This is a genomic window from Helicobacter sp. MIT 21-1697 (assembly GCF_026241255.1).
Classification (GTDB): domain Bacteria; phylum Campylobacterota; class Campylobacteria; order Campylobacterales; family Helicobacteraceae; genus Helicobacter_C.
The window spans coordinates 42,289-61,002 of record NZ_JAPHNC010000005.1; the positions used below are offsets into that span (position 1 = coordinate 42,289).

An 18,714-nucleotide genomic window follows, 5' to 3' on the forward strand; every position below is an offset into this window, starting at 1 on the left:
TTACCCTCTATGCTAAAATCCGCCGCAACACTTCTTCATAGGCAACTTTTACGCTACCTAGATTCTCTCTGAATCTGTCTTTATCAAGCTTCTGATTTGTTTGTTTATCCCATAGACGGCAACTATCGGGGCTGATTTCATCAGCAAGTATAATATTCCCAGCATTATCGTGTCCAAATTCAAGCTTAAAATCAACAAGCCGCAAACCTTTTTTATCAAAAAATGCTTTTAATACTTCATTGATTTGACGGGCTTGAGCTTTGAGTAGCTCTAGTTGAGATTGCTCTTGAATAATGCCTAGAATCTTACAATGCTCATCATTAATTAATGGGTCGCCAAGCGCATCATCTTTATAATAAAATTCAACAAGCGTATGTGGAAGAATGCTTCCTTCGCTTATTCCCAAACGTTTTGTAAGAGAACCAGTAGCAATATTGCGCACAACCACTTCAATAGGAATAATAGTTACTTTTTTACACAACATATCACGCATATTTAGGCGCTTGATATAATGTGTTGCGATATTATGCTGTGCCAAAAGCTCAAAAAGAGCTGAACTAATTTGGCAATTTAGCTCACCTTTGCCTGATTCTTTACCCTTTTTCTCTGCATTAAAAGCTGTTAAATCATCTTTAAATTCTGCAATTACAATATGTTCATCATCGGTGGCAAAGAGTTTTTTACCTTTGCCTTCATATAACATTTCTTGTTTTTCCATTTACTCAACTCCTTATCATTTACTTAGTTTCAAAGCACCAATCACACCCCACGCTTTAAGCACATCAATCGCACTTTTAAGCTGAATATCTTGATAAATCATTGCTTGAGTAATATTTTTTTTATCATCACTTGGGGTTTCTGTCTTTGTATTTTGTTCATTAACTTTCTCAAGCTCACCTTGAAGATGTCTTTTTAAATCAGATTCTTTAATGCTAAAACTATTTTCATTCTCTGGTGCTGCACCCGGATACACTATAATATCAGGCGTTACACCTATTGCTTGAATCGTCCTTCCACTTGGCAAATAATATTTGGCAGTCGTGAGTTTTAAGCCCTCATTTTGATCAAGCTGCATAAATGTCTGCACGCTTCCCTTACCAAATGTTTGCTCTCCAATAAGAACTGCGCGTTTATGGTCTTGCAATGCACCAGCGACAATTTCACTTGCACTTGCACTTCCACCATTAATAAGCACAACAATGGGCACAGAAGCATAAGGAGCGCTTGTTGCTTTATATTCAATATTGTCATTTTTATTGCGCCCTTTTTGAGTAACAATCACACCATTTTTAATAAATAATCTACTCAAATCAACTGCTTGATCAAGTGCTCCACCGGGATTATTACGCAAATCAAGCACAATACCCTTTACTTTACCCATTTGTTTGAGCGAGTTTAATACATTCCGCGTTACATTTTTATCAAATGATGCTACACGTACATACGCAAAATCAGTATCTTGAATCTTACGCACTTTTACAAAATCCATTTTAATAATATCTCGGACAATGTTAAAACTTAGAGGCTTTGCTTCGCCCTTACGCACAATAGTGAGCTCCACTTTGGTACGTGGCGCGCCACGCATAAGATTCACTGCATCATCAATACTCATATCAATAGTGCTTTTATCATTCACTTTCACGATGACATCGCCACTTTTTAACCCTGCTTTATCTCCGGGTGTACCATCAACAGGAGCAATGATTGTTAAAGCACCATCTTTTAAACCCACCGTGATACCAATGCCACCAAACTCACCATCAATATTGGCGCGCAAATCATCAAATTTCTTTTTATTCAGGTAATTTGAATGTGCATCAAGATTGCTTAATAATCCATCTATTGCCTTATTGACAATCTCATCAAGGCTCAATTCATCAACATAAGACTCTTCTACTATCGCCATAATACGGCGAAGTTTCTTGAAAGATTCTAGCTTATTGACTTCTTGCACTTTCGGCTTGGCTTTGTGAGATTCATCAGCCCATAATCCCACAAATAAAGCCGAACTCGCAAGCAAAGAAACAATAATACCTGCTACAACCACACGCGATTTATTCATCATTGCCCTGCCTTTGTGATATAAAATTCCTGTAGATATATTTTTTTAGGTTGTAATTACAAAGTATATATTCTACCTATAAAAAATATATATATCTCCAACAAAACAAAAATAAGCAAAATCTACTCCATTTATGGAATCTAGTATGCAATATTATGGATTTTGTTTAAAAACTTATACTATCCGCCCTATCTGCGAAAAAATGTTGTCTATTGAGCTTTTGGCACGAGCGATTTACAAAACTATCATCAATCATTTCTTTATCTTGCACATCACAGATGAAATTCTGTATTACATTGCGATTCACAAATACAGGCAAATATCCTATCCCTACTCTGCTCATAATGCCTAAAAATATGCCTTTTTCATCATAAAATGCTCTTCCATAAGTAAATTCCTCATAAGCATCGCGCTCTATTTCAAAACCATATATTCGTTTTTTTCTTTTATCAAAATCATAATATGTTGCAAGTTTTTCAAGCATCAAACTTTGAGGAGTAAAAACATACATATTATCAAGATAAGGATAATACGCTTTGGTATGTGGCGTAATCGCACGATATGAAGCAAATATATCTACACCAAATCGCTTATAGATTCTATCGTGATAATAACTTTTGGTGCGCACTTGACAATAACCATCTACTGGTTGAGAAACCTTCAAAAGAGCAAGTCCCAAATCTAAATCAAGTGCTTTAATACTTAGCTGCGAAACACACATCATATTCGTGCTTATATCATCTTGCATTTTGACATATATTTTTTTAGGCATAATTTTGCCATTATAAATAATCTCTGATGAAGTAAGGTATAAACCATTTTTTAGCAATGTCCCCAATCCACGCTTAAAAGAACCATCGGTAAAAGAAGTTTCTACAATCCCTGTACTATAAATCCATTGAGGAAGCAATGGCAACTTCATATCTTGTGGGCGTATTTTTTGAACACTCTTGGATTTTTTTTTATTATCATCATTTTGAGTTTTATCCAGATTCATAAACAATTTTTGAGGGCTTTCATAACCCTCCATTACCTCTTTTACAGAATCTTCTGAAGCATTCAGTGCGCTTACATACCCTACACATACAATGCCCCATAGAGCGATAAAAATCACACTCTGTCTTAACACTTATCCTACCTTTTTATTGGAAAATTATTAAATTAATATCGGTAAAATAGCTAGACTTTTTTATTTATGCCAAATGCTTTCTTTGTTGCTTGGCTTCAAAATAAATTATATGGCAACTACCATTTTAAACCTAAGGAGAATATATGTTTCGTGAAGAGTTCAAAATATACGAGATTAAAAAAGAAGAGTTGGCAAAGCTCAGTTATGCCCTTATCAAGGTTGCTACACCAAATGGTGAATCTATTGGTGCAATAAAACTAAAGCTTTTTAGCGAAGCTGCGCCGCAAAGTGTTACTAATTTTGCCACTTTGGCTCAAGGTGGATTCTATAATGGACTCACCTTTCATCGCGTTATTCCAAATTTTGTTGCTCAAGGTGGCTGTCCTGTGGGCAATGGAACAGGAGGACCGGGGTGGCGCATTCAATGTGAGTTAAGCAACAATAAACATAGACACGTTAGAGGTGCGCTCTCTATGGCTCACGCTGGGCGAGATACAGGTGGCAGTCAGTTTTTTATCTGCTTTACACCACAACCTCATCTTGATGGGGAACACACAATTTTTGGTGGCATTGACAGACAAGATTCTCAAAGCTTTGAAGTGCTTGATAAAATTAAGGAAGGCTGTCTTATAGAATCTATTACAATTTATGAATCTCTTCAAGATATTACAGATTAAACTAAAAAAAAGAATAGCAATGATAAAACAAATTTTTCCTCTTGCACTTATTTCAAGTTTGCGATTTTTTGGACTTTTTATTGTGCTGCCTATTATTGGGCTTTATACTGATGAGTTTCATACGAGTGCATTTCTTGCTGGATTAGCAGCTGGAGGATATGCGCTTACACAAATCATCTTTCAAACACCCTTTGGTATATGGAGCGATAAATACAATCGCAAACATATTGTCGGCATTGGTTTAATTATCTTTTTGCTTGGCTCGCTTGTATGTGCATTTTCTACCGACATTACTATGCTTATCATTGGGCGATTCTTACAAGGTGTTGGAGCGATTGGAGGCGTAGTAAGCGCACAAATTGCTGATTTAGTCAAAGAAGAAGAGCGCAATAAAGCTATGGCAGTTATGGGTGCAGGTATTTTTATTAGCTTTATCCTTGCTATGCTCTTAAGCCCTATTGTCGCAAGCCATTATGGGCTCAATACTCTCTTTTTTATCACAAGTGCACTTTGTGTGATTTCTCTTATTATCCTTTATTGGAAAGTGCCTAATACACCAAGTGTAAAATACCACTTTCAAGACAATACATTCAATGCCCTGCTCAAAGATAAAAATCTCCTTATTATGAATCTGAGTGCATTTTTACAAAAGTTTTTAATGATTTTTGCTTTTGTGTGTATCAGTCTTGCACTTACTCATCAATTTGATATGCCTGAAGAAAAACTATGGTATATTTACGCTCCCGCAGCACTTATAGGTGTTTTTGCTATGGGTCCCTCATCAGTATTTGCGCAAAAAAAAGGACAATTCAAAGCCGTAATGCTTTTTGGCATTTGTGCTTTTATGTTTTCATATTTTTTAATGGCTTTTTCTATCCCACAAAATAGCCTTATACTCTTTGCATCGGGAGTATTAATATTTTTTATAGGTTTTGCTATTCACGAACCTATTATGCAATCTCTAGCAAGTCGTTATCCAAAGGCTCATCAAAAAGGTGCAGCACTTGGTATCTTTACCACACTTGGTTATGTTGGCTCGGCTCTTGGCGGTATGTGTGGAGGTTGGCTCTATGAAGAAATAGGGCTTTTTAAACTTTCACTTATTATTGCGGCGGTATGTATCATATGGGTAGTATTACTCATAGTTTTTTTGAGCAATCCACGCAATCATAAAAATATTTATCTCCCTCTTGATGAAAAAGGAGATGCTCTCAACCAACTTACAAATCTTGATACACTTGAAGGTGTGATTGAATGGTATATCAATCAAAATGAGCATATTGCTATTATCAAATACGATGATACACTGATACAAAAAGAGCAGATTCTATCTCTCTTGCATAAAGGATAATAAAATGGAGCTATACGAAAAAATCATTGTTGCTTCTGTAATGGGAGGGTATTTATTGTTTTTAATCTATCAAAATAGAGATTACTTCACGCGTTCGCGAAAGGACAATTATTTAAGGAGTGGAAGTTGGGTTTTAGACGATGGAGAGACGATTATAAACAGAGGGAATACACATACCGATAAAGCAAATAACACACAAGAAGACAATGACAAGTATGAAACAATAAGAAGAATAGAGACACAAGATGGAAGCAAAGATTATATAGAAATTAGATTCCCAAAAGAAGACAAAAATCAAAATGACAAATAATCCTCTCCAAACTCAAAAAGAGAATCTCTGCCAAATGCCTACGATAAGCAAAAAGATTCTGAGTATCGTTGGAAAAACAAACGCCCAATATCAACTCATCAAAGAAGGTGATAGGGTGCTCTTAGGGCTAAGCGGAGGTAAAGATTCTATCCTACTTGCTACATTATTAGCCCATATGCAAAAACACGCTCCCTTTCAATTTGAGTTTAAAGCTATGACGATTGATTATGGCAGAGGTGGCGAGTATGAATATATTTTTGAATATTGTGAAAAATTAGGAATTACCTATGAACTCTACCGCACAGATATTTATAAAATATTAGAAGAAAACAAAAGAGAGGGCACAATTTATTGTAGCTTTTGCTCTCGTATGAGACGCGGCGCTTTGTATAGCAAAGCACTAGAGGGAGGATTTAATAAACTTGCTCTTGCACATCATCTTGATGATGCAGCAGAGAGTTTTTTTATGAATCTTACTTATAATGGAGCAATGCGCTCTATGCCACCGATATATCGTGCGCAAAATGGTTTAGAAGTTATCCGCCCACTCATTTTTGTGCGAGAGCGACAAATAATTGATTTTATTGCAAGTAATCATATTTATATCGCACCTGATTGTAATTGCCCCATTCATTGGCTAGATTCTGATAAAAAACCACATAGTAGGGAATCTACAAAACAATTTCTCAAAAATATAGAATCCCAAAATCCAGAGTTTTTCAAATCTCTTAAAAATGCTTTTAGCAATATCCACACAGGAAGCTTTTGCGACAAACGCTATCTTGATACTACAAAATGACACACTTTTTAAAGTATTTACAAACAAATTCATTATAGAATCCAAACTCAACTTAAGGAGTTAAATGTATGGAAAGCATTAAATCAATCGCCCTTGCAAGAATCTATGAGATACAAGGACTTAAAGAAGATGCGCTTAAAATTTATCGTGAAATCCTCTTAGAGCACCCTGAAAACAAAGAAGCCCAAATGGCAATCAAACGTTTAATGCTTGTCCAAAAACATTTTCCTCCGACAAATCAGATTCAAAAAGAGCTTTTTATCAATCCTCAATCCGAGGAGGATTTAATCCAATTTCAAAGGTGGCTACTCCAATGGAACTCAAAGATTTAATACTTGAAACACTCAATGAATTTTCAACAAATGACGCACCACAAGAGCATAATCTCACACAGATTCAAATTACAAATCCAAATGAAAGTAAAATTACGCCCATTATGCCCTCACAGCTCTCTACAATTCAAAGACTTCATCAAAGTAACGAATCTCTACACGAAGAATATGAATTTTTAGAATTACTCCAAGAACGACTTTTAGTGCTTTTTGAAGGCTTGAATGCCCCGCAAAATAAAGATATACAATCTCGTCTCAATATCACAATAAATTTCCTTGAATATCAACTTAGTGTTATACAAGAGCGATTAAATGACCTTAAAAGGTAAAAATTATACAAAATCTGTAAAATTTTTACCCTATTGTTAATTTTTTGTTTAATATCGCCCTTTACAATGCTTCTTAGCCTTTGACCCGAATGAGATAGGGCGAGGTGATGGATTAACCCATATGTAAATGCCGTCTCAAAAGGAGGTTATCCCCCTCCAACTTCCTCCTTGTTTCCTCAAGGCATTTACCGATAACCAAACCTTTATTGATACCGCTAAAGTCCCCCACTTTAGCGGCGTCTCCTCCGCATTTGTTTTTGAAATAAGTTACAATATTTCCTCTTAAGAATATTACTTTATGTATAGAATCTCGCCTCAATAAAAGCTCTTAAGCTATCTAACAAGTTTCTTATTATACAATCCCCATTTTTAATACCTTAATAGACTACATTACACAAAGGTTTGGACTATGTTAGAAGTTTTAATGATTGAAGATGATGTGGAATTAGCAGAAATTATAACAAGTTATCTTGGGCAATATGATATGAATGTTACCAATTATGATGAACCTTATACAGGTATGAGCGCAGTTAATGCCAAACATTTTGACATTCTCCTTCTTGATTTGACTTTGCCCAATCTTGATGGCTTAGAAGTATGTAAGCGTGTAGCAAAGCAAAATAGTATTCCTATTATTGTATCTTCTGCGCGAAGTGATGTTGATGATAAAGTTGAAGCACTCAAATCTGGAGCAGATGATTATATTTCAAAGCCTTATGACCCAAAAGAACTTGTTGTGAGAATCCAAACTCTGCTTAGACGTTGTAATAAAAAAAGCGTTAAAGAACAGGATAAGGAAAAAGATAGCGTATTTAGAATTGACAAATACAGTCGCCAAGTTTTTTTCAAAGAGAAAAAACTTGAACTTACGCGTGCAGAATATGAGATTCTTACATTACTTATTAGCAAAAAGGGGCACGTATTCTCGCGCGAAGCCATTGCAATAGAATCTGAATCAATTAATCCAGAAAGCTCAAATAAAAGTATTGATGTCATCATTGGGCGCTTACGTTCCAAAATTGAAGAAAATCCAAAAAACCCACAATATATTATCTCTGTGCGGGGTGTGGGCTATAAACTTGAAACATAAAATAGTGAGATTCTATGTTTCAATTTCGGCATTCAATTTTTTTTAAAATTGTCATTTTATTTCTATGTGCCTTATTTGGTTTTTTTGCAATTTCTTATTATTTTATTCAAGACCATATTGAAAATGAGAATCTCCTCTCTGAATTTCGCTACAAACAATTTACAGCTACAATTAATGAAATTATGCAATATGGTGGAAACATCAATATTATTAAACAATATCTTCAAAGTATGCAATTTGTGCCAGCAGAAGAAGAAAAAATAAAAGAGGTTCTCCAAGAAGTAGGCAAACTTCCAGAAGACTTTAGCGGGGTATTTGCAAAAGCAATCAATACACAAAATGGTATCTATATTCTTCTTGAAAGTCAGAATGAAACTATCCTTTATAAAGATGATTCGCGTAAGCTTTATGAAGATTTTTATATTATTACCCTCATTGGTATTATATTGCTTACCTTTGTATTTTTCATCGTGCTTAAAAGCCTTATGCCTCTTAAGATTCTTAAAGGACAAGTCAAACAATTTGCAGAAGGTAATTTCAATACTCAATATGAACAAAATACCAAAGATGAAATCGGGGAACTTTATCACGAATTTTATAAAGCTTCAAATAAGATTAAATCCCTGAATGAATCTCGCAGCCTCCTTTTACGCTCAATTATGCACGAGCTTAAAACTCCTATTACTAAAGGACGCATTGTTGCAGAAATGGTGCAAGATTCTACACAAAAACAACAGCTTTGCTCGGCATTTACGCGTCTCAATGAGCTTATTAATGAATTCGCAAAGCTTGAACAAATTACTTCTAAAAACTATCAACCCAATAAACAAGAATTTTTGCTCCAAGACCTCATTAGTCATACAGAAGATATGCTCCTTATTGATGAATCTAGCCCTATCACACTCAATTCTCCTCACGCGCTTATTAAGGCGGATTTTGACCTCTTTGTCATTGCGCTTAAAAATCTTCTTGATAATGCCATTAAATACAGCAGTGATGGTAAAGTATCAGTATATACAAAAAACGATAGGCTTTATACAAGCTCTCAAGGTGAGCCACTCCAATACGAGCTTAAAACCTATTTTAAACCTTATTTCAAAAATCACAAAAACCCTTCTTCACAAGGCTTCGGGCTTGGTATGTATATCATTAAAAATACTCTTGATAATCAAGGTTTTAATCTAAGTTATAAACACGAAAATGGCTATAATATTTTTATTATTCATCATTGCGTAGTGGAAAACTATTGCCTTGTTGATAAAAAACCAAAGTAGAGGAGAATCTATGTTTAGACGATTAAAACGCACACGATTAAAAGCACCTATGCGAGCATTGGTCAGGGAGACACGACTTGATAAAGAAGATTTTATCTACCCGCTTTTTGTCATTGAGGGCAAAGATGTTAAAAATGAGATTCCCTCTATGCCCCAAGTGTATCAGTTTAGCATTGATAATCTCCTCAAAGAATGCGAAGAACTACTCAAATTAGGCATTTATCATATCATACTCTTTGGTTTGCCTACACACAAAGATTCTTGCGGAAGCGAAGCTTTAAGTGATAAAAGTATCATTGCACGAGCGACAAAAGCCATTAAAAAACAATTTCCGCAGATGATAGTTACACTTGATTTATGCTTTTGCGAATATACAGACCACGGACATTGTGGTATTTTAGACCACAATCTTGGCAGTGTAAATAATGATGCAACGCTTGAGATTCTCGGACAACAAGCCGTAGTGCTTGCTACTTGCGGAGCAGCTATGATAGCACCAAGTGCGATGATGGATGGTATGGTAGAAACAATCCGCATATATTTAGATAAAAGCGGTTTTAGCCACATACCTATTATGAGCTATTCAACAAAATTTGCAAGTGGCTATTATGGACCTTTTCGTGATGCAGCAAATTCTGCCCCAAGTTTTGGCGATAGAAACTCTTATCAACAAGACCCTGCAAATCGTAGAGAGGCAATTTTAGAAAGTCTAACAGATGAAGCGGAGGGAGCGGATATTCTTATGGTAAAGCCTGCGCTCGCATATTTAGATATTGTACGTGATATTCGCGACCGCACCCTACTACCTTTAGCTGTATATAATGTCAGTGGCGAATATGCTATGCTCAAATATGCCCAAAAAGCAGGACTTATTGATTATGAAAGAGTATTATTTGAGACACTCACAGGATTTAAACGCGCAGGTGCAGATATTATTATCAGCTATCATACCAAAGAAGTGGCGCAAATATTGCATAGATTCCAATAAAATGATTCTATGGCTAGCGTATAGAATCTAGGCTTGCCGCACTGTCCAAGCAAAACATTGCATATAAAGCCGCGCTTTGGCTATAATACAAATTTTAGATTCTAAACAAAGGATTTTGTAAATATGGGACGAGCATTTGAATACCGCCGAGCAGCAAAAGAAAAACGATGGGACAAAATGAGCAAAGTTTTTCCCAAACTTGCAAAAGCTATCACCGTTGCAGCCAAAGAGGGGGGAGCAGACCCAGCAATGAATGCTAAACTGCGCACAGCCATCGCCAATGCTAAAGCGCAAAATATGCCAAAAGATAATATTGACGCAGCTATTAAACGCGCTAGTGGCAAAGATGGCATCTTTAGCGAAATCACCTATGAAGGCAAGGCTGCTTATGGAGTGCTGATTTTTATTGAATGCACAACAGACAATCCCACGCGAACTATTGCAAATATTAAAAGTTATTTCAACAAAACCCCCAATGCAAGTATTCTTACCAATGGTTCTATTGATTTTATGTTTGCACGCAAGAGTGCATTTGAATTTCGCACAGATAGAAATATAGAAGAGCTAGAATTGGAACTTATTGATTATGGACTTGAGGAATTAGAAAGTATAAAAAGTGAAGAGGGCATCTATTATATTGCCTATGGAGATTATAAAGATTTTGGACGTTTGAATGAGGGATTTGAACATTTAAATGTTCCTATCTCAAAAGCTACATTGCAGAGAATCCCAACTTCGCCCATCAGCCTTAATGAAACACAAATGCAAGAGATTGAAAAACTCCTTGATAAAATTGAAGATGATGACGATGTTCAAGCAGTTTATACAAACATTGAATAAATAAATTAAGGGTAAAAAAGTAACTTGACTTGTGTATTTGTAAAATATTTTTTTACCAAAAGTGGTGTTTTTTAGAATCTAACATTATAATTTGGTTATTTTAAGCTTTACAACAAAAAGGGAATAAAATGAGCCATTCTACATTTGAGCACCCTTACTTTGGTGTGTTTATATTGTTTGTGCTAACCTGTGTTGCTTTTACTCTCACTCTTCGTTTGCAACGCATTATTTCAAGGAAACTTGCTAAAAAAGATAGGGAAAAACTCAAACTTTCTACTTATGAATGTGGTCCTACCCCCACTAAACAGCAAAATAGAATTTCTACACACTTTTTTATTTTCGCGCTTTTGTTTGTTCTCTTTGATATTGAAGTGATTTTTATGGTGCCTTGGGCGATTGATTTTAAACTCTTTACACATATTGGACTTGGAAATTTTGTATTTTTTGAAATGCTCAGTTTCATTGGTTTTTTGCTTGTAGGGTTTATTTATGCGTGGAAAAAAGGAGCATTTTCATGGCAGAGCATCAAGTAAATTATACTCAAAGTAATGGCTTACCTATTGTTTTGAGTAGTGTTGATAAACTTCTTAACTGGAGCAGAAGCAATTCGCTTTGGGGAGTAACTTATGGTTTGGCGTGTTGTGCCATTGAAATGATGGCAACAGGTGGCAGTCGCTTTGACCTTGATAGATTTGGTTCAATTTTTCGTGCCTCACCTCGTCAATCTGATTTAATGATTGTTTCAGGCACTGTTACAAAAAAACACGCTGAATTTGTCCGCCGTCTTTATGACCAAATGCCAGAACCCAAATGGGTTATTTCTATGGGAAGCTGCGCAAATACAGGTGGAATGTTTAATACCTATGCCACAGTGCAAGGTGTAGATAGAATCATACCTGTGGATATTTATTTACCCGGCTGTGCGCCGCGCCCAGAGACATTACAATATGCCATAATGGTGCTTCAGCAAAAGATTCGTAGGCAAAAAGCCCTACCTCATCTTACGCCAAAGCGGCTTGTATGAGCAACTTAAAGGATAAAGTATGATACGACAGAATCCTCCCAAAACAAATGCTCAAAAAAGTGTTTATTACACTCATCGTTTTGATGTTGCACCCACTTCTCCAAAATCCACGCTCGTAGGCTTTGAATCTGAATTAAATACCATTACCACTCCGATTGTCCAAAGCTATATGCAAAATGATTTAGCTACACTTTGGGTAGAATCTACTCATATCTTTGCACTTGTGAAAGAACTTCATTCTCTAGGTTATGAGATTCTTACTGAAATGAGTGCTATTGATAATTTAGAAGAATCTAATGAATTTGAGCTTTTCTACCTTTTGCTTAAGCTTGAAGATACAATCTCTAAACGTCTTAAAATTAAGACTAAAATTAAGAAAGGACAGCGGATTTCTTCGCTTACGCCACTTTTTAAAAGCGCAAATTGGAGCGAGAGAGAATGCTATGATATGTTTGGCATCATTTTCAATGGACACCCCTATCTCCAAAGACTGATTATGCCAAAGGATTGGGTAGGACACCCATTGCTCAAATCCTATCCCTTACAAGGTGATGAATATGCTGCGTGGTATGAAGTAGATAAAATTTTTGGCAAATCTTATCGCGAAATTATCGGAGCGGAGCAAAGAGATAGTGCTAGAATTGACAAAGATGATGATAAAAATTTCTCTCCTGTAAATTTTGAATCTCGCTATCAAGAAGAAAATGCTCCTATGCTGATTAAATCTTTTAAAACTACCAAAAAGCTTGAGAAACGCAGATGAAACAAAATTACACAAAACTCAAACCTAATTTTGAAAATATATTTTTTGAGCAAGAAAATGACAAGATGATTCTTAACTTTGGACCACAGCACCCTTCGGCGCACGGACAATTAAGACTGATTCTTGAATTAGAAAATGAAAAAATCATTAAAGCCACACCAGATATTGGTTACCTTCATCGCGGTATAGAAAAAATGGCTGAAAATATGATTTATAATGAATTTATGCCAACAACTGATAGACTTGATTATATTGCTGCAACAAGCAATAACTATGCTTTTGCGCTTGGAGTAGAAAAGCTTATAGGCGTTGAGATTCCTTTGCGCGCACAAGTCATACGCACTATGCTCTTAGAGATCAATCGTATTATTTCCCATATCTTTTTTCTTGGTGTACATGGTATGGACGTGGGTGCATTATCCATCTTTTTATATTGCTTTATTGAACGCGAATATGGATTAGATTTAATGGAAGATTATTGTGGAGCGAGACTTACGCATAATGCCATTCGCATTGGAGGTGTTCCGCTTGATTTACCACATAGCTTTCTTGAAAGTGTAGAAAAATTCACACATAGTGTGCCCAAAACACTTGATTTAGTGCGTGGATTACTAGATAAAAATAGAATTTGGCGTATTCGCCTTGAAAATGTTGGTTATATTTCACAAGATTTTGTTAAACAATGGAGTTTGAGTGGGATTATGGCAAGAGGAAGTGGCATTAAATGGGATATACGCAAACACAATTCTTATGAACTCTATTCAGAGCTTGATTTTGAAGTGCCTATTGCAACAGAGGGTGATTGTTATGCGCGCTATCAGCTTTATATTGAAGAAATTTATGAATCTATTAAAATCATCAAGCAACTTATTGCAATGTATCCTCACACACCTACGGATATTATGGCAAGAGATGCGCGTTATATCTCTGCTCCCAAAGAAGATATTATGACACAAAATTATTCTCTTATGCAACACTTCGTGCTTGTAACGCAAGGTATGCGCCCTCCTGTGGGAGAGGTTTATGTCCCAACAGAATCTCCCAAAGGTGAGCTTGGATTCTTTATTAATTCGCAAGGTGCTCCTTCTCCTCATCGTCTTAAAATTAGAACTCCAAGTTTTCATCATACAGGCGCATTACAAGAGCTTTTAGTAGGACACTATCTTGCTGATATTCCAACAATACTTGGCTCAACCAATGTTGTTTTTGGTGAAGTAGATAGGTAAAGGAATGTTATGAGACGATATGACTTACGCCATCTTGCTGATAATTTTGAACAAAGAATGAATGAGTTATGTGAGGAGCTCCCTTGTGGAGAGGTGGCAATTTTTCTCTTTGAAGTGCGGAAATTTGACAATGTGCAAAAAGCTATTGATTGCATTTTAAATCGCGGCGATGAACTTCTTAATAGTTTGCGTTTTAATGAAGTAGATTGGAGCATTGTGGTAAGAAGGAGCAAGCAATGACAGCTTTTGCTCAACTTATCGCAAATATTGCTCAAAAACCTATTCAAACAGATGTATCAAATTGTGCATTACTTATTAGTTTTGGCTATCTATGGCAAAAACCGCTTAAAAACCCAAATACACCGCTTTTTATTTTGCATCCACTCTTTGCACCTTGCAATCCATCATCACAATCTCACACATTGCGTTATGAAATTGGCACAGAATTTGGTGTAGTATGGCTTTTAGCCTATATTCTTGCCCCCTTATTAAAAAAACAAAGCGACAACATAAGTAAGCTTAAAGACAAACTTAAAAATCTTGATGTAGGCTTCCTCTCTTCAGAAACCAACCTCTCTGAAGAGGAATTAGAGCAAATAAGAGAAATTTTGTGTTCTTCTAGCTCTGTTGGCATAGTATTGGGAGAAGAATTAGCCACGCACCCACACACGCAAGATATTGCTCTAGTTTTAGGCATACTTGGCACAAGCAATAAAATAGAGTTTATTATGCCTCAACTTAAAAATCCCATTATGCCTCATAGCACACATATAGAAAATACTACACTTAGTGTATGTGAGGAGCTTCCAGAATCAAATGGACATTTTATTTATATCCTTCCCTCAAATATATCAATGCCCATTCTCAAAACACCGCCACTTTTTGCACCTGCACTCAAACTTAATAACCAACAAAAAGTTGTGCTTAAATTTGAATCTCAACACATTCCTACAAGCTGTGAATATGATAGCACCTTAAAAGGAACAATCGCACTTTTATATATGCCAAAAACTCAAGATATAGGCTATCCTTACAAAAAAGTAGAGGTAATATTATGAGCAAAATTACTATCACAATCAATCATCAAAATGTCTCTTGTGTTGAGGGTGAAAGCATCTTGCAAATAGCCCGTAGAGAAGGGATTGAGATACCTGCAATTTGTTATCTTTCGGGCTGTTCTCCAACAATGGCTTGCAAACTCTGTATGATAGATGTTGATGGCAAACGCAATTATTCTTGTAATACCAAAGCTAAAGAGGGTATGAATATACTGACACATACACCCGAAATCAATGAAGAACGCAATGCTATTATGCAAAGCTATGATGTCAATCACCCACTTCAATGTGGCGTATGCGATAAAAGTGGCGAATGCGAATTACAAAACTACACACTTAAAATGAATGTTACAAACCAACAATACAGCATAAAAGAAAGTGATAAACCACACAAATCGTGGGCAAAAGCTGTATATGACCCTAATTTATGTATTATGTGTGAGCGCTGTGCAACAACTTGTAAGGACAATCTAGGCGAAGCGAATCTTAAAGCGCAAAAAGCAGATTTAGAGCCACTTGATGCAGCATTATGGAAAGAAAAAATGCCAAAAGATGCTCTAAGCGTATGGTCAAGAAAACAAAAAGCACTTATTGAATTTGTGGGTAATACGCCTTGTTTTGATTGTGGAGAATGTATCAGCGTATGCCCTGTTGGTGCTTTAAGCACAAATGATTTTAAATATAAAGCGAATGCGTGGGAACTTAAAAAAATAGAATCTACTTGTATCCACTGCGCTATGGGGTGCAAGATTACCTATGAAGTCCGCCATAATGATACACTTGGCACACCTCATATTTATCGTGTAAAAAATGATTTTTATTTTAATCCTATCTGTGGGGCTGGACGATATGCTTATGATATTACTTCTAGCACCAAACCTACACAAAATCTACAATCTGCTATTGAAGCATTCAAAAAAGCTCAAGCCATTAATGTAGGGAATCAAACAAGCAATGAAGAGGCGTTTGTGCTTAATCATCTTGCTAAATCTCTCAATCTCCGACTTCACAATCAAGAAGCCTTATATTTTAAAAACTTTATCAATGCTTTTCTCACATACGCTCAAAAAACTACACTCAATCATCTTGATGATTTTAAACAATCCCAATCTGTTATTGTATTAGGAAGTGCAATCAATTATCAAGTGCCAACGCTACGATATATGTTGAATAATAAATTAAAGCTTGTTAAAGGTTCGCAAGCAGTTTATATGCATCCGCTCAATGATAGCCTTATGCAATCTTTAAGCAAAAACCTAACAACTATTGCTTATCACCCTGATGCATTAGGGATAGCTGTTGGAAGCATTGCTCTTGCGGCACTAGAGGAAAAAAAAATACAAACTGAAAATACAGAACTTACCGATATGTTAAAACCCCTCTTACAAAGCAAGCATACAATTAAAAAATCTATCAATAAAGAAGTAAAAAAGACTATCACAACCACCAATGACGCTGGCGAGGAAGTGAGCCAAGAAATCACACAAACCATTGAGGAAATACAAGAAGAAAGCGTATATCAAGCTCTTCTTGATGCCCATATAAGTGCAGAACATTTCATTGTTTTAAAAGATATGCTTAAAACTCCACCGCTCCTCATACTTGGCTCTGACATATATCAACATACCGAATCTAGGATTCTCGCACAAATACTTGGTATCTTGGAGCGCGAAAACATACTTAAAGTGCTCCTTATTCCGCCATTTGCCAATGCACTAGGTTTGGCAATGATTTGTGATTTAAGTCCTGTCCAAAACGCAGGCTTCACTATTGGATTCCGCGATAAGGGTGATTTTATTTGTGAATCTAACTTTATTGCAGATGATGAACTTCACAAAACTTCAGATAGCACACCTCATTTTATCCTTCCTGCACTCAATCAAATGGAGGGCACTTATACAAATATTGATTGTAGAATCTTACCTCTCAAACCTGCCCTACCCTTTGTTGGCTATGACTTAAGTGATATTGCCAAAGCCTTTGATATGAAAGGTGATTATCTCATTGACTATACAAGCCTTATTTGTGGGTGCGAGTTTGATGATTTTGAAAATAAATTTTTAAATGATGGCACAAATATGCGTGGCTACCGCTTCAAGAATCTTGCCCTCACGCCTCTTGCACCTGAAGATTCTCACGCACTCACACTTCCTACATATAAAACTTATAACGCCTATATGCTGCACTCTCCATCACAATTTAACACCTATACCGCTATGAGCAAGCATTTACAAAATAAAATAGGTATTTATGTCAGTCCTACTTTCTTAGAAGAGCTTGGATTAAATGAGGGGGAATATATCACGCTTTCAGATTCTCAACACAATATAAGTGGGGCTGTATTTATTGACTATCATCTCAATGAGCCTTACTTCCTTATCAATCCTATGCTTAGCGGTGCAGATAAGATTTTTTCCTCAAATCAATGGACTAATGTGCATATTTCACATAAGGAGCAAGTATGAGTGAATTAACAGGTGGCATTATTGAATGTGTATTAAAAATTATTATTGTCTTGCTCATATTCTCCGCGCTTGCAGGTTTTGGCACTTATTTAGAACGCAAAGTGCTTGGATTCTTCCAAAGACGTATTGGACCAAACTATGTAGGACCTTATGGATTGTTACAAGTGGTTGCTGATGGAATCAAGCTCTTTACAAAAGAAGATATTATCCCTCAAAATGCTATTAAACCTATTTTTATTCTTGCGCCATCAATCGCTGCTATTACAGCATTTATTGCTATGGCACCTATACCTTTTTTACCTGAATTTGAGATTTTTGGCTATGTCGTGCGCCCAATTATTGCTGATATTAATGTGGGGATTCTCTTTGTGCTTGCCGTAGGCTCTTGTGGGATTTATGCACCGCTTCTTGCAGGATTGAGTTCAGGGAATAAATGGTCTCTCATTGGTGGGGCTAGAGCTGCTATACAATTTTTAAGCTTTGAGGTTATTACTATACTCTCTCTCCTCGCACCCCTTATGATTATAGAATCTCTCTCGCTTGTAGATATTAACAATTATCAACAAGGCAGTATGCTTGATTGGCTTATTTTTAAGCAACCTCTTGCATTTGTGCTATTTATCATTGCAGCCTATGTAGAGCTTAACCGCACACCTTTTGATTTGCTAGAGCACGAAGCCGAGCTTACAGCAGGATTTGCGACAGAATATAGCGGTTTAAAATGGGGTATGTTCTTCATTGGCGAATATGCTAATATGTTTGCCACTGCCTTTATCTTAAGCCTTGTTTTTTGTGGCGGATTCAATGATTGGGGCTTTATCCCGGGTGGAATTGCTATTTTGCTTAAAGTATGCTTCTTTATTTTCTTATTTATGTGGGTAAGGGCTACTTTCCCCCACGTGCGACCCGACCAACTTATGCGTATGTGCTGGAAAATTATGTTGCCTCTTGCATTGCTTAATGTGCTTATCACGGGCTGTATTTTACTATTCTAGGA

At 36.2% G+C, this 18,714-nt stretch carries 21 protein-coding genes; 18 read left to right on the forward strand and 3 right to left on the reverse strand.

Going from position 1 to position 18,714, the window contains the following annotated elements; all coding sequences use genetic code 11:
• Positions 1-7: 7 nt before the first annotated feature.
• From purC to OQH61_RS05920, 3 genes are all read right to left on the reverse strand, one after another.
• Positions 8-718: a phosphoribosylaminoimidazolesuccinocarboxamide synthase gene (gene purC, locus OQH61_RS05910; RefSeq protein WP_266026425.1), complete on the reverse strand. Its 711-nt coding sequence runs from the start codon at positions 716-718 to the stop codon at positions 8-10.
• A 15-nt stretch (positions 719-733) separates the two neighbouring features.
• Positions 734-2,065: a S41 family peptidase gene (locus OQH61_RS05915; protein WP_266026426.1), complete on the reverse strand. Its 1,332-nt coding sequence runs from the start codon at positions 2,063-2,065 to the stop codon at positions 734-736.
• A gap of 163 nt (positions 2,066-2,228) precedes the next feature.
• Positions 2,229-3,191 carry a hypothetical protein gene (locus OQH61_RS05920; protein ID WP_266026427.1) on the reverse strand — a complete coding sequence of 321 codons (963 nt, stop codon included), beginning with the start codon at positions 3,189-3,191 and terminating at the stop codon, positions 2,229-2,231.
• A gap of 143 nt (positions 3,192-3,334) precedes the next feature.
• Between OQH61_RS05920 and OQH61_RS05925 the strand changes: the two genes are divergently transcribed.
• The 18 genes from OQH61_RS05925 (at position 3,335) to nuoH (ending at position 18,712) form a co-directional block, all read left to right on the forward strand.
• Positions 3,335-3,868 (forward strand): peptidylprolyl isomerase, encoded by a 534-nt coding sequence (locus tag OQH61_RS05925; RefSeq protein ID WP_266026428.1) that lies wholly within the window; start codon positions 3,335-3,337, stop codon positions 3,866-3,868.
• 19 nt (positions 3,869-3,887) lie between these two features.
• A complete protein-coding gene (locus OQH61_RS05930) occupies positions 3,888-5,219 on the forward strand; it encodes an MFS transporter (RefSeq protein ID WP_266026430.1) in 1,332 nt (443 codons plus the stop codon).
• 4 nt (positions 5,220-5,223) lie between these two features.
• The gene (locus OQH61_RS05935; protein WP_266026432.1) at positions 5,224-5,529 is read left to right on the forward strand and encodes a hypothetical protein; all 306 of its coding nucleotides are present in this window, start codon (positions 5,224-5,226) and stop codon (positions 5,527-5,529) included.
• A complete protein-coding gene (locus OQH61_RS05940) occupies positions 5,519-6,328 on the forward strand; it encodes a tRNA 2-thiocytidine biosynthesis TtcA family protein (RefSeq protein WP_266026433.1) in 810 nt (269 codons plus the stop codon). The genes OQH61_RS05935 and OQH61_RS05940 overlap by 11 nt, the downstream gene beginning before the upstream one ends.
• A gap of 68 nt (positions 6,329-6,396) precedes the next feature.
• A complete protein-coding gene (locus OQH61_RS05945) occupies positions 6,397-6,660 on the forward strand; it encodes a tetratricopeptide repeat protein (protein ID WP_266026435.1) in 264 nt (87 codons plus the stop codon).
• Positions 6,642-6,989 (forward strand): CiaD-like domain-containing protein, encoded by a 348-nt coding sequence (locus tag OQH61_RS05950; RefSeq protein ID WP_266026438.1) that lies wholly within the window; start codon positions 6,642-6,644, stop codon positions 6,987-6,989. Before OQH61_RS05945 ends, OQH61_RS05950 begins: the two co-directional genes overlap by 19 nt.
• A 409-nt stretch (positions 6,990-7,398) precedes the next feature.
• On the forward strand, positions 7,399-8,079 hold the full coding sequence (locus tag OQH61_RS05955; RefSeq protein ID WP_041309139.1) for a response regulator transcription factor: 681 nt from the start codon (positions 7,399-7,401) through the stop codon (positions 8,077-8,079).
• Between the two features lie 14 nt (positions 8,080-8,093).
• On the forward strand, positions 8,094-9,353 hold the full coding sequence (locus tag OQH61_RS05960) for an ArsS family sensor histidine kinase (RefSeq protein ID WP_266026440.1): 1,260 nt from the start codon (positions 8,094-8,096) through the stop codon (positions 9,351-9,353).
• A gap of 10 nt (positions 9,354-9,363) precedes the next feature.
• Positions 9,364-10,341 (forward strand): porphobilinogen synthase, encoded by a 978-nt coding sequence (gene hemB, locus OQH61_RS05965; RefSeq protein WP_266026441.1) that lies wholly within the window; start codon positions 9,364-9,366, stop codon positions 10,339-10,341.
• Between the two features lie 123 nt (positions 10,342-10,464).
• A complete protein-coding gene (locus tag OQH61_RS05970) occupies positions 10,465-11,181 on the forward strand; it encodes a YebC/PmpR family DNA-binding transcriptional regulator (RefSeq protein ID WP_266026442.1) in 717 nt (238 codons plus the stop codon).
• A gap of 128 nt (positions 11,182-11,309) precedes the next feature.
• Positions 11,310-11,714 carry an NAD(P)H-quinone oxidoreductase subunit 3 gene (locus OQH61_RS05975; protein ID WP_266026443.1) on the forward strand — a complete coding sequence of 135 codons (405 nt, stop codon included), beginning with the start codon at positions 11,310-11,312 and terminating at the stop codon, positions 11,712-11,714.
• Positions 11,696-12,205 carry a NuoB/complex I 20 kDa subunit family protein gene (locus OQH61_RS05980; RefSeq protein WP_266026444.1) on the forward strand — a complete coding sequence of 170 codons (510 nt, stop codon included), beginning with the start codon at positions 11,696-11,698 and terminating at the stop codon, positions 12,203-12,205. Before OQH61_RS05975 ends, OQH61_RS05980 begins: the two co-directional genes overlap by 19 nt.
• Positions 12,206-12,224: 19 nt before the next feature.
• A complete protein-coding gene (locus OQH61_RS05985; RefSeq protein WP_266026445.1) occupies positions 12,225-12,968 on the forward strand; it encodes an NADH-quinone oxidoreductase subunit C in 744 nt (247 codons plus the stop codon).
• Positions 12,965-14,194, forward strand: coding sequence for an NADH dehydrogenase (quinone) subunit D (gene nuoD / locus OQH61_RS05990; RefSeq protein WP_266026446.1), 1,230 nt, complete (start codon positions 12,965-12,967; stop codon positions 14,192-14,194). The genes OQH61_RS05985 and nuoD overlap by 4 nt, the downstream gene beginning before the upstream one ends.
• Positions 14,195-14,203: 9 nt before the next feature.
• On the forward strand, positions 14,204-14,434 hold the full coding sequence (locus OQH61_RS05995; protein ID WP_266026448.1) for an NADH-ubiquinone oxidoreductase subunit E family protein: 231 nt from the start codon (positions 14,204-14,206) through the stop codon (positions 14,432-14,434).
• Positions 14,431-15,252 carry a hypothetical protein gene (locus tag OQH61_RS06000; RefSeq protein WP_266026449.1) on the forward strand — a complete coding sequence of 274 codons (822 nt, stop codon included), beginning with the start codon at positions 14,431-14,433 and terminating at the stop codon, positions 15,250-15,252. The genes OQH61_RS05995 and OQH61_RS06000 overlap by 4 nt, the downstream gene beginning before the upstream one ends.
• Positions 15,249-17,717 (forward strand): NADH-quinone oxidoreductase subunit G, encoded by a 2,469-nt coding sequence (locus OQH61_RS06005; RefSeq protein ID WP_266026451.1) that lies wholly within the window; start codon positions 15,249-15,251, stop codon positions 17,715-17,717. Before OQH61_RS06000 ends, OQH61_RS06005 begins: the two co-directional genes overlap by 4 nt.
• Positions 17,714-18,712 (forward strand): NADH-quinone oxidoreductase subunit NuoH, encoded by a 999-nt coding sequence (gene nuoH, locus OQH61_RS06010; protein ID WP_266026452.1) that lies wholly within the window; start codon positions 17,714-17,716, stop codon positions 18,710-18,712. Before OQH61_RS06005 ends, nuoH begins: the two co-directional genes overlap by 4 nt.
• The last annotated feature ends 2 nt before the right edge of the window (positions 18,713-18,714 follow it).

Bases quoted from the DNA above. Each gene is read 5' to 3' on its own strand.
- hemB (WP_266026441.1), top strand. From the start codon at position 9,364: ATGTTTAGACGATTAAAACGCACACGATTAAAAGCACCTATGCGAGCA.
- OQH61_RS05950 (WP_266026438.1), top strand. From the start codon at position 6,642: ATGGAACTCAAAGATTTAATACTTGAAACACTCAATGAATTTTCAACA.
- OQH61_RS05915 (WP_266026426.1), bottom strand. From the start codon at position 2,065: ATGATGAATAAATCGCGTGTGGTTGTAGCAGGTATTATTGTTTCTTTG.
- purC (WP_266026425.1), bottom strand. From the start codon at position 718: ATGGAAAAACAAGAAATGTTATATGAAGGCAAAGGTAAAAAACTCTTT.
- nuoD (WP_266026446.1), top strand. From the start codon at position 12,965: ATGAAACAAAATTACACAAAACTCAAACCTAATTTTGAAAATATATTT.
- OQH61_RS05945 (WP_266026435.1), top strand. From the start codon at position 6,397: ATGGAAAGCATTAAATCAATCGCCCTTGCAAGAATCTATGAGATACAA.
- OQH61_RS05975 (WP_266026443.1), top strand. From the start codon at position 11,310: ATGAGCCATTCTACATTTGAGCACCCTTACTTTGGTGTGTTTATATTG.
- OQH61_RS05935 (WP_266026432.1), top strand. From the start codon at position 5,224: ATGGAGCTATACGAAAAAATCATTGTTGCTTCTGTAATGGGAGGGTAT.
- nuoH (WP_266026452.1), top strand. From the start codon at position 17,714: ATGAGTGAATTAACAGGTGGCATTATTGAATGTGTATTAAAAATTATT.
- OQH61_RS06005 (WP_266026451.1), top strand. From the start codon at position 15,249: ATGAGCAAAATTACTATCACAATCAATCATCAAAATGTCTCTTGTGTT.
- OQH61_RS05995 (WP_266026448.1), top strand. From the start codon at position 14,204: ATGAGACGATATGACTTACGCCATCTTGCTGATAATTTTGAACAAAGA.
- OQH61_RS05980 (WP_266026444.1), top strand. From the start codon at position 11,696: ATGGCAGAGCATCAAGTAAATTATACTCAAAGTAATGGCTTACCTATT.
- OQH61_RS06000 (WP_266026449.1), top strand. From the start codon at position 14,431: ATGACAGCTTTTGCTCAACTTATCGCAAATATTGCTCAAAAACCTATT.
- OQH61_RS05970 (WP_266026442.1), top strand. From the start codon at position 10,465: ATGGGACGAGCATTTGAATACCGCCGAGCAGCAAAAGAAAAACGATGG.
- OQH61_RS05985 (WP_266026445.1), top strand. From the start codon at position 12,225: ATGATACGACAGAATCCTCCCAAAACAAATGCTCAAAAAAGTGTTTAT.
- OQH61_RS05930 (WP_266026430.1), top strand. From the start codon at position 3,888: ATGATAAAACAAATTTTTCCTCTTGCACTTATTTCAAGTTTGCGATTT.
- OQH61_RS05955 (WP_041309139.1), top strand. From the start codon at position 7,399: ATGTTAGAAGTTTTAATGATTGAAGATGATGTGGAATTAGCAGAAATT.
- OQH61_RS05925 (WP_266026428.1), top strand. From the start codon at position 3,335: ATGTTTCGTGAAGAGTTCAAAATATACGAGATTAAAAAAGAAGAGTTG.
- OQH61_RS05940 (WP_266026433.1), top strand. From the start codon at position 5,519: ATGACAAATAATCCTCTCCAAACTCAAAAAGAGAATCTCTGCCAAATG.
- OQH61_RS05960 (WP_266026440.1), top strand. From the start codon at position 8,094: ATGTTTCAATTTCGGCATTCAATTTTTTTTAAAATTGTCATTTTATTT.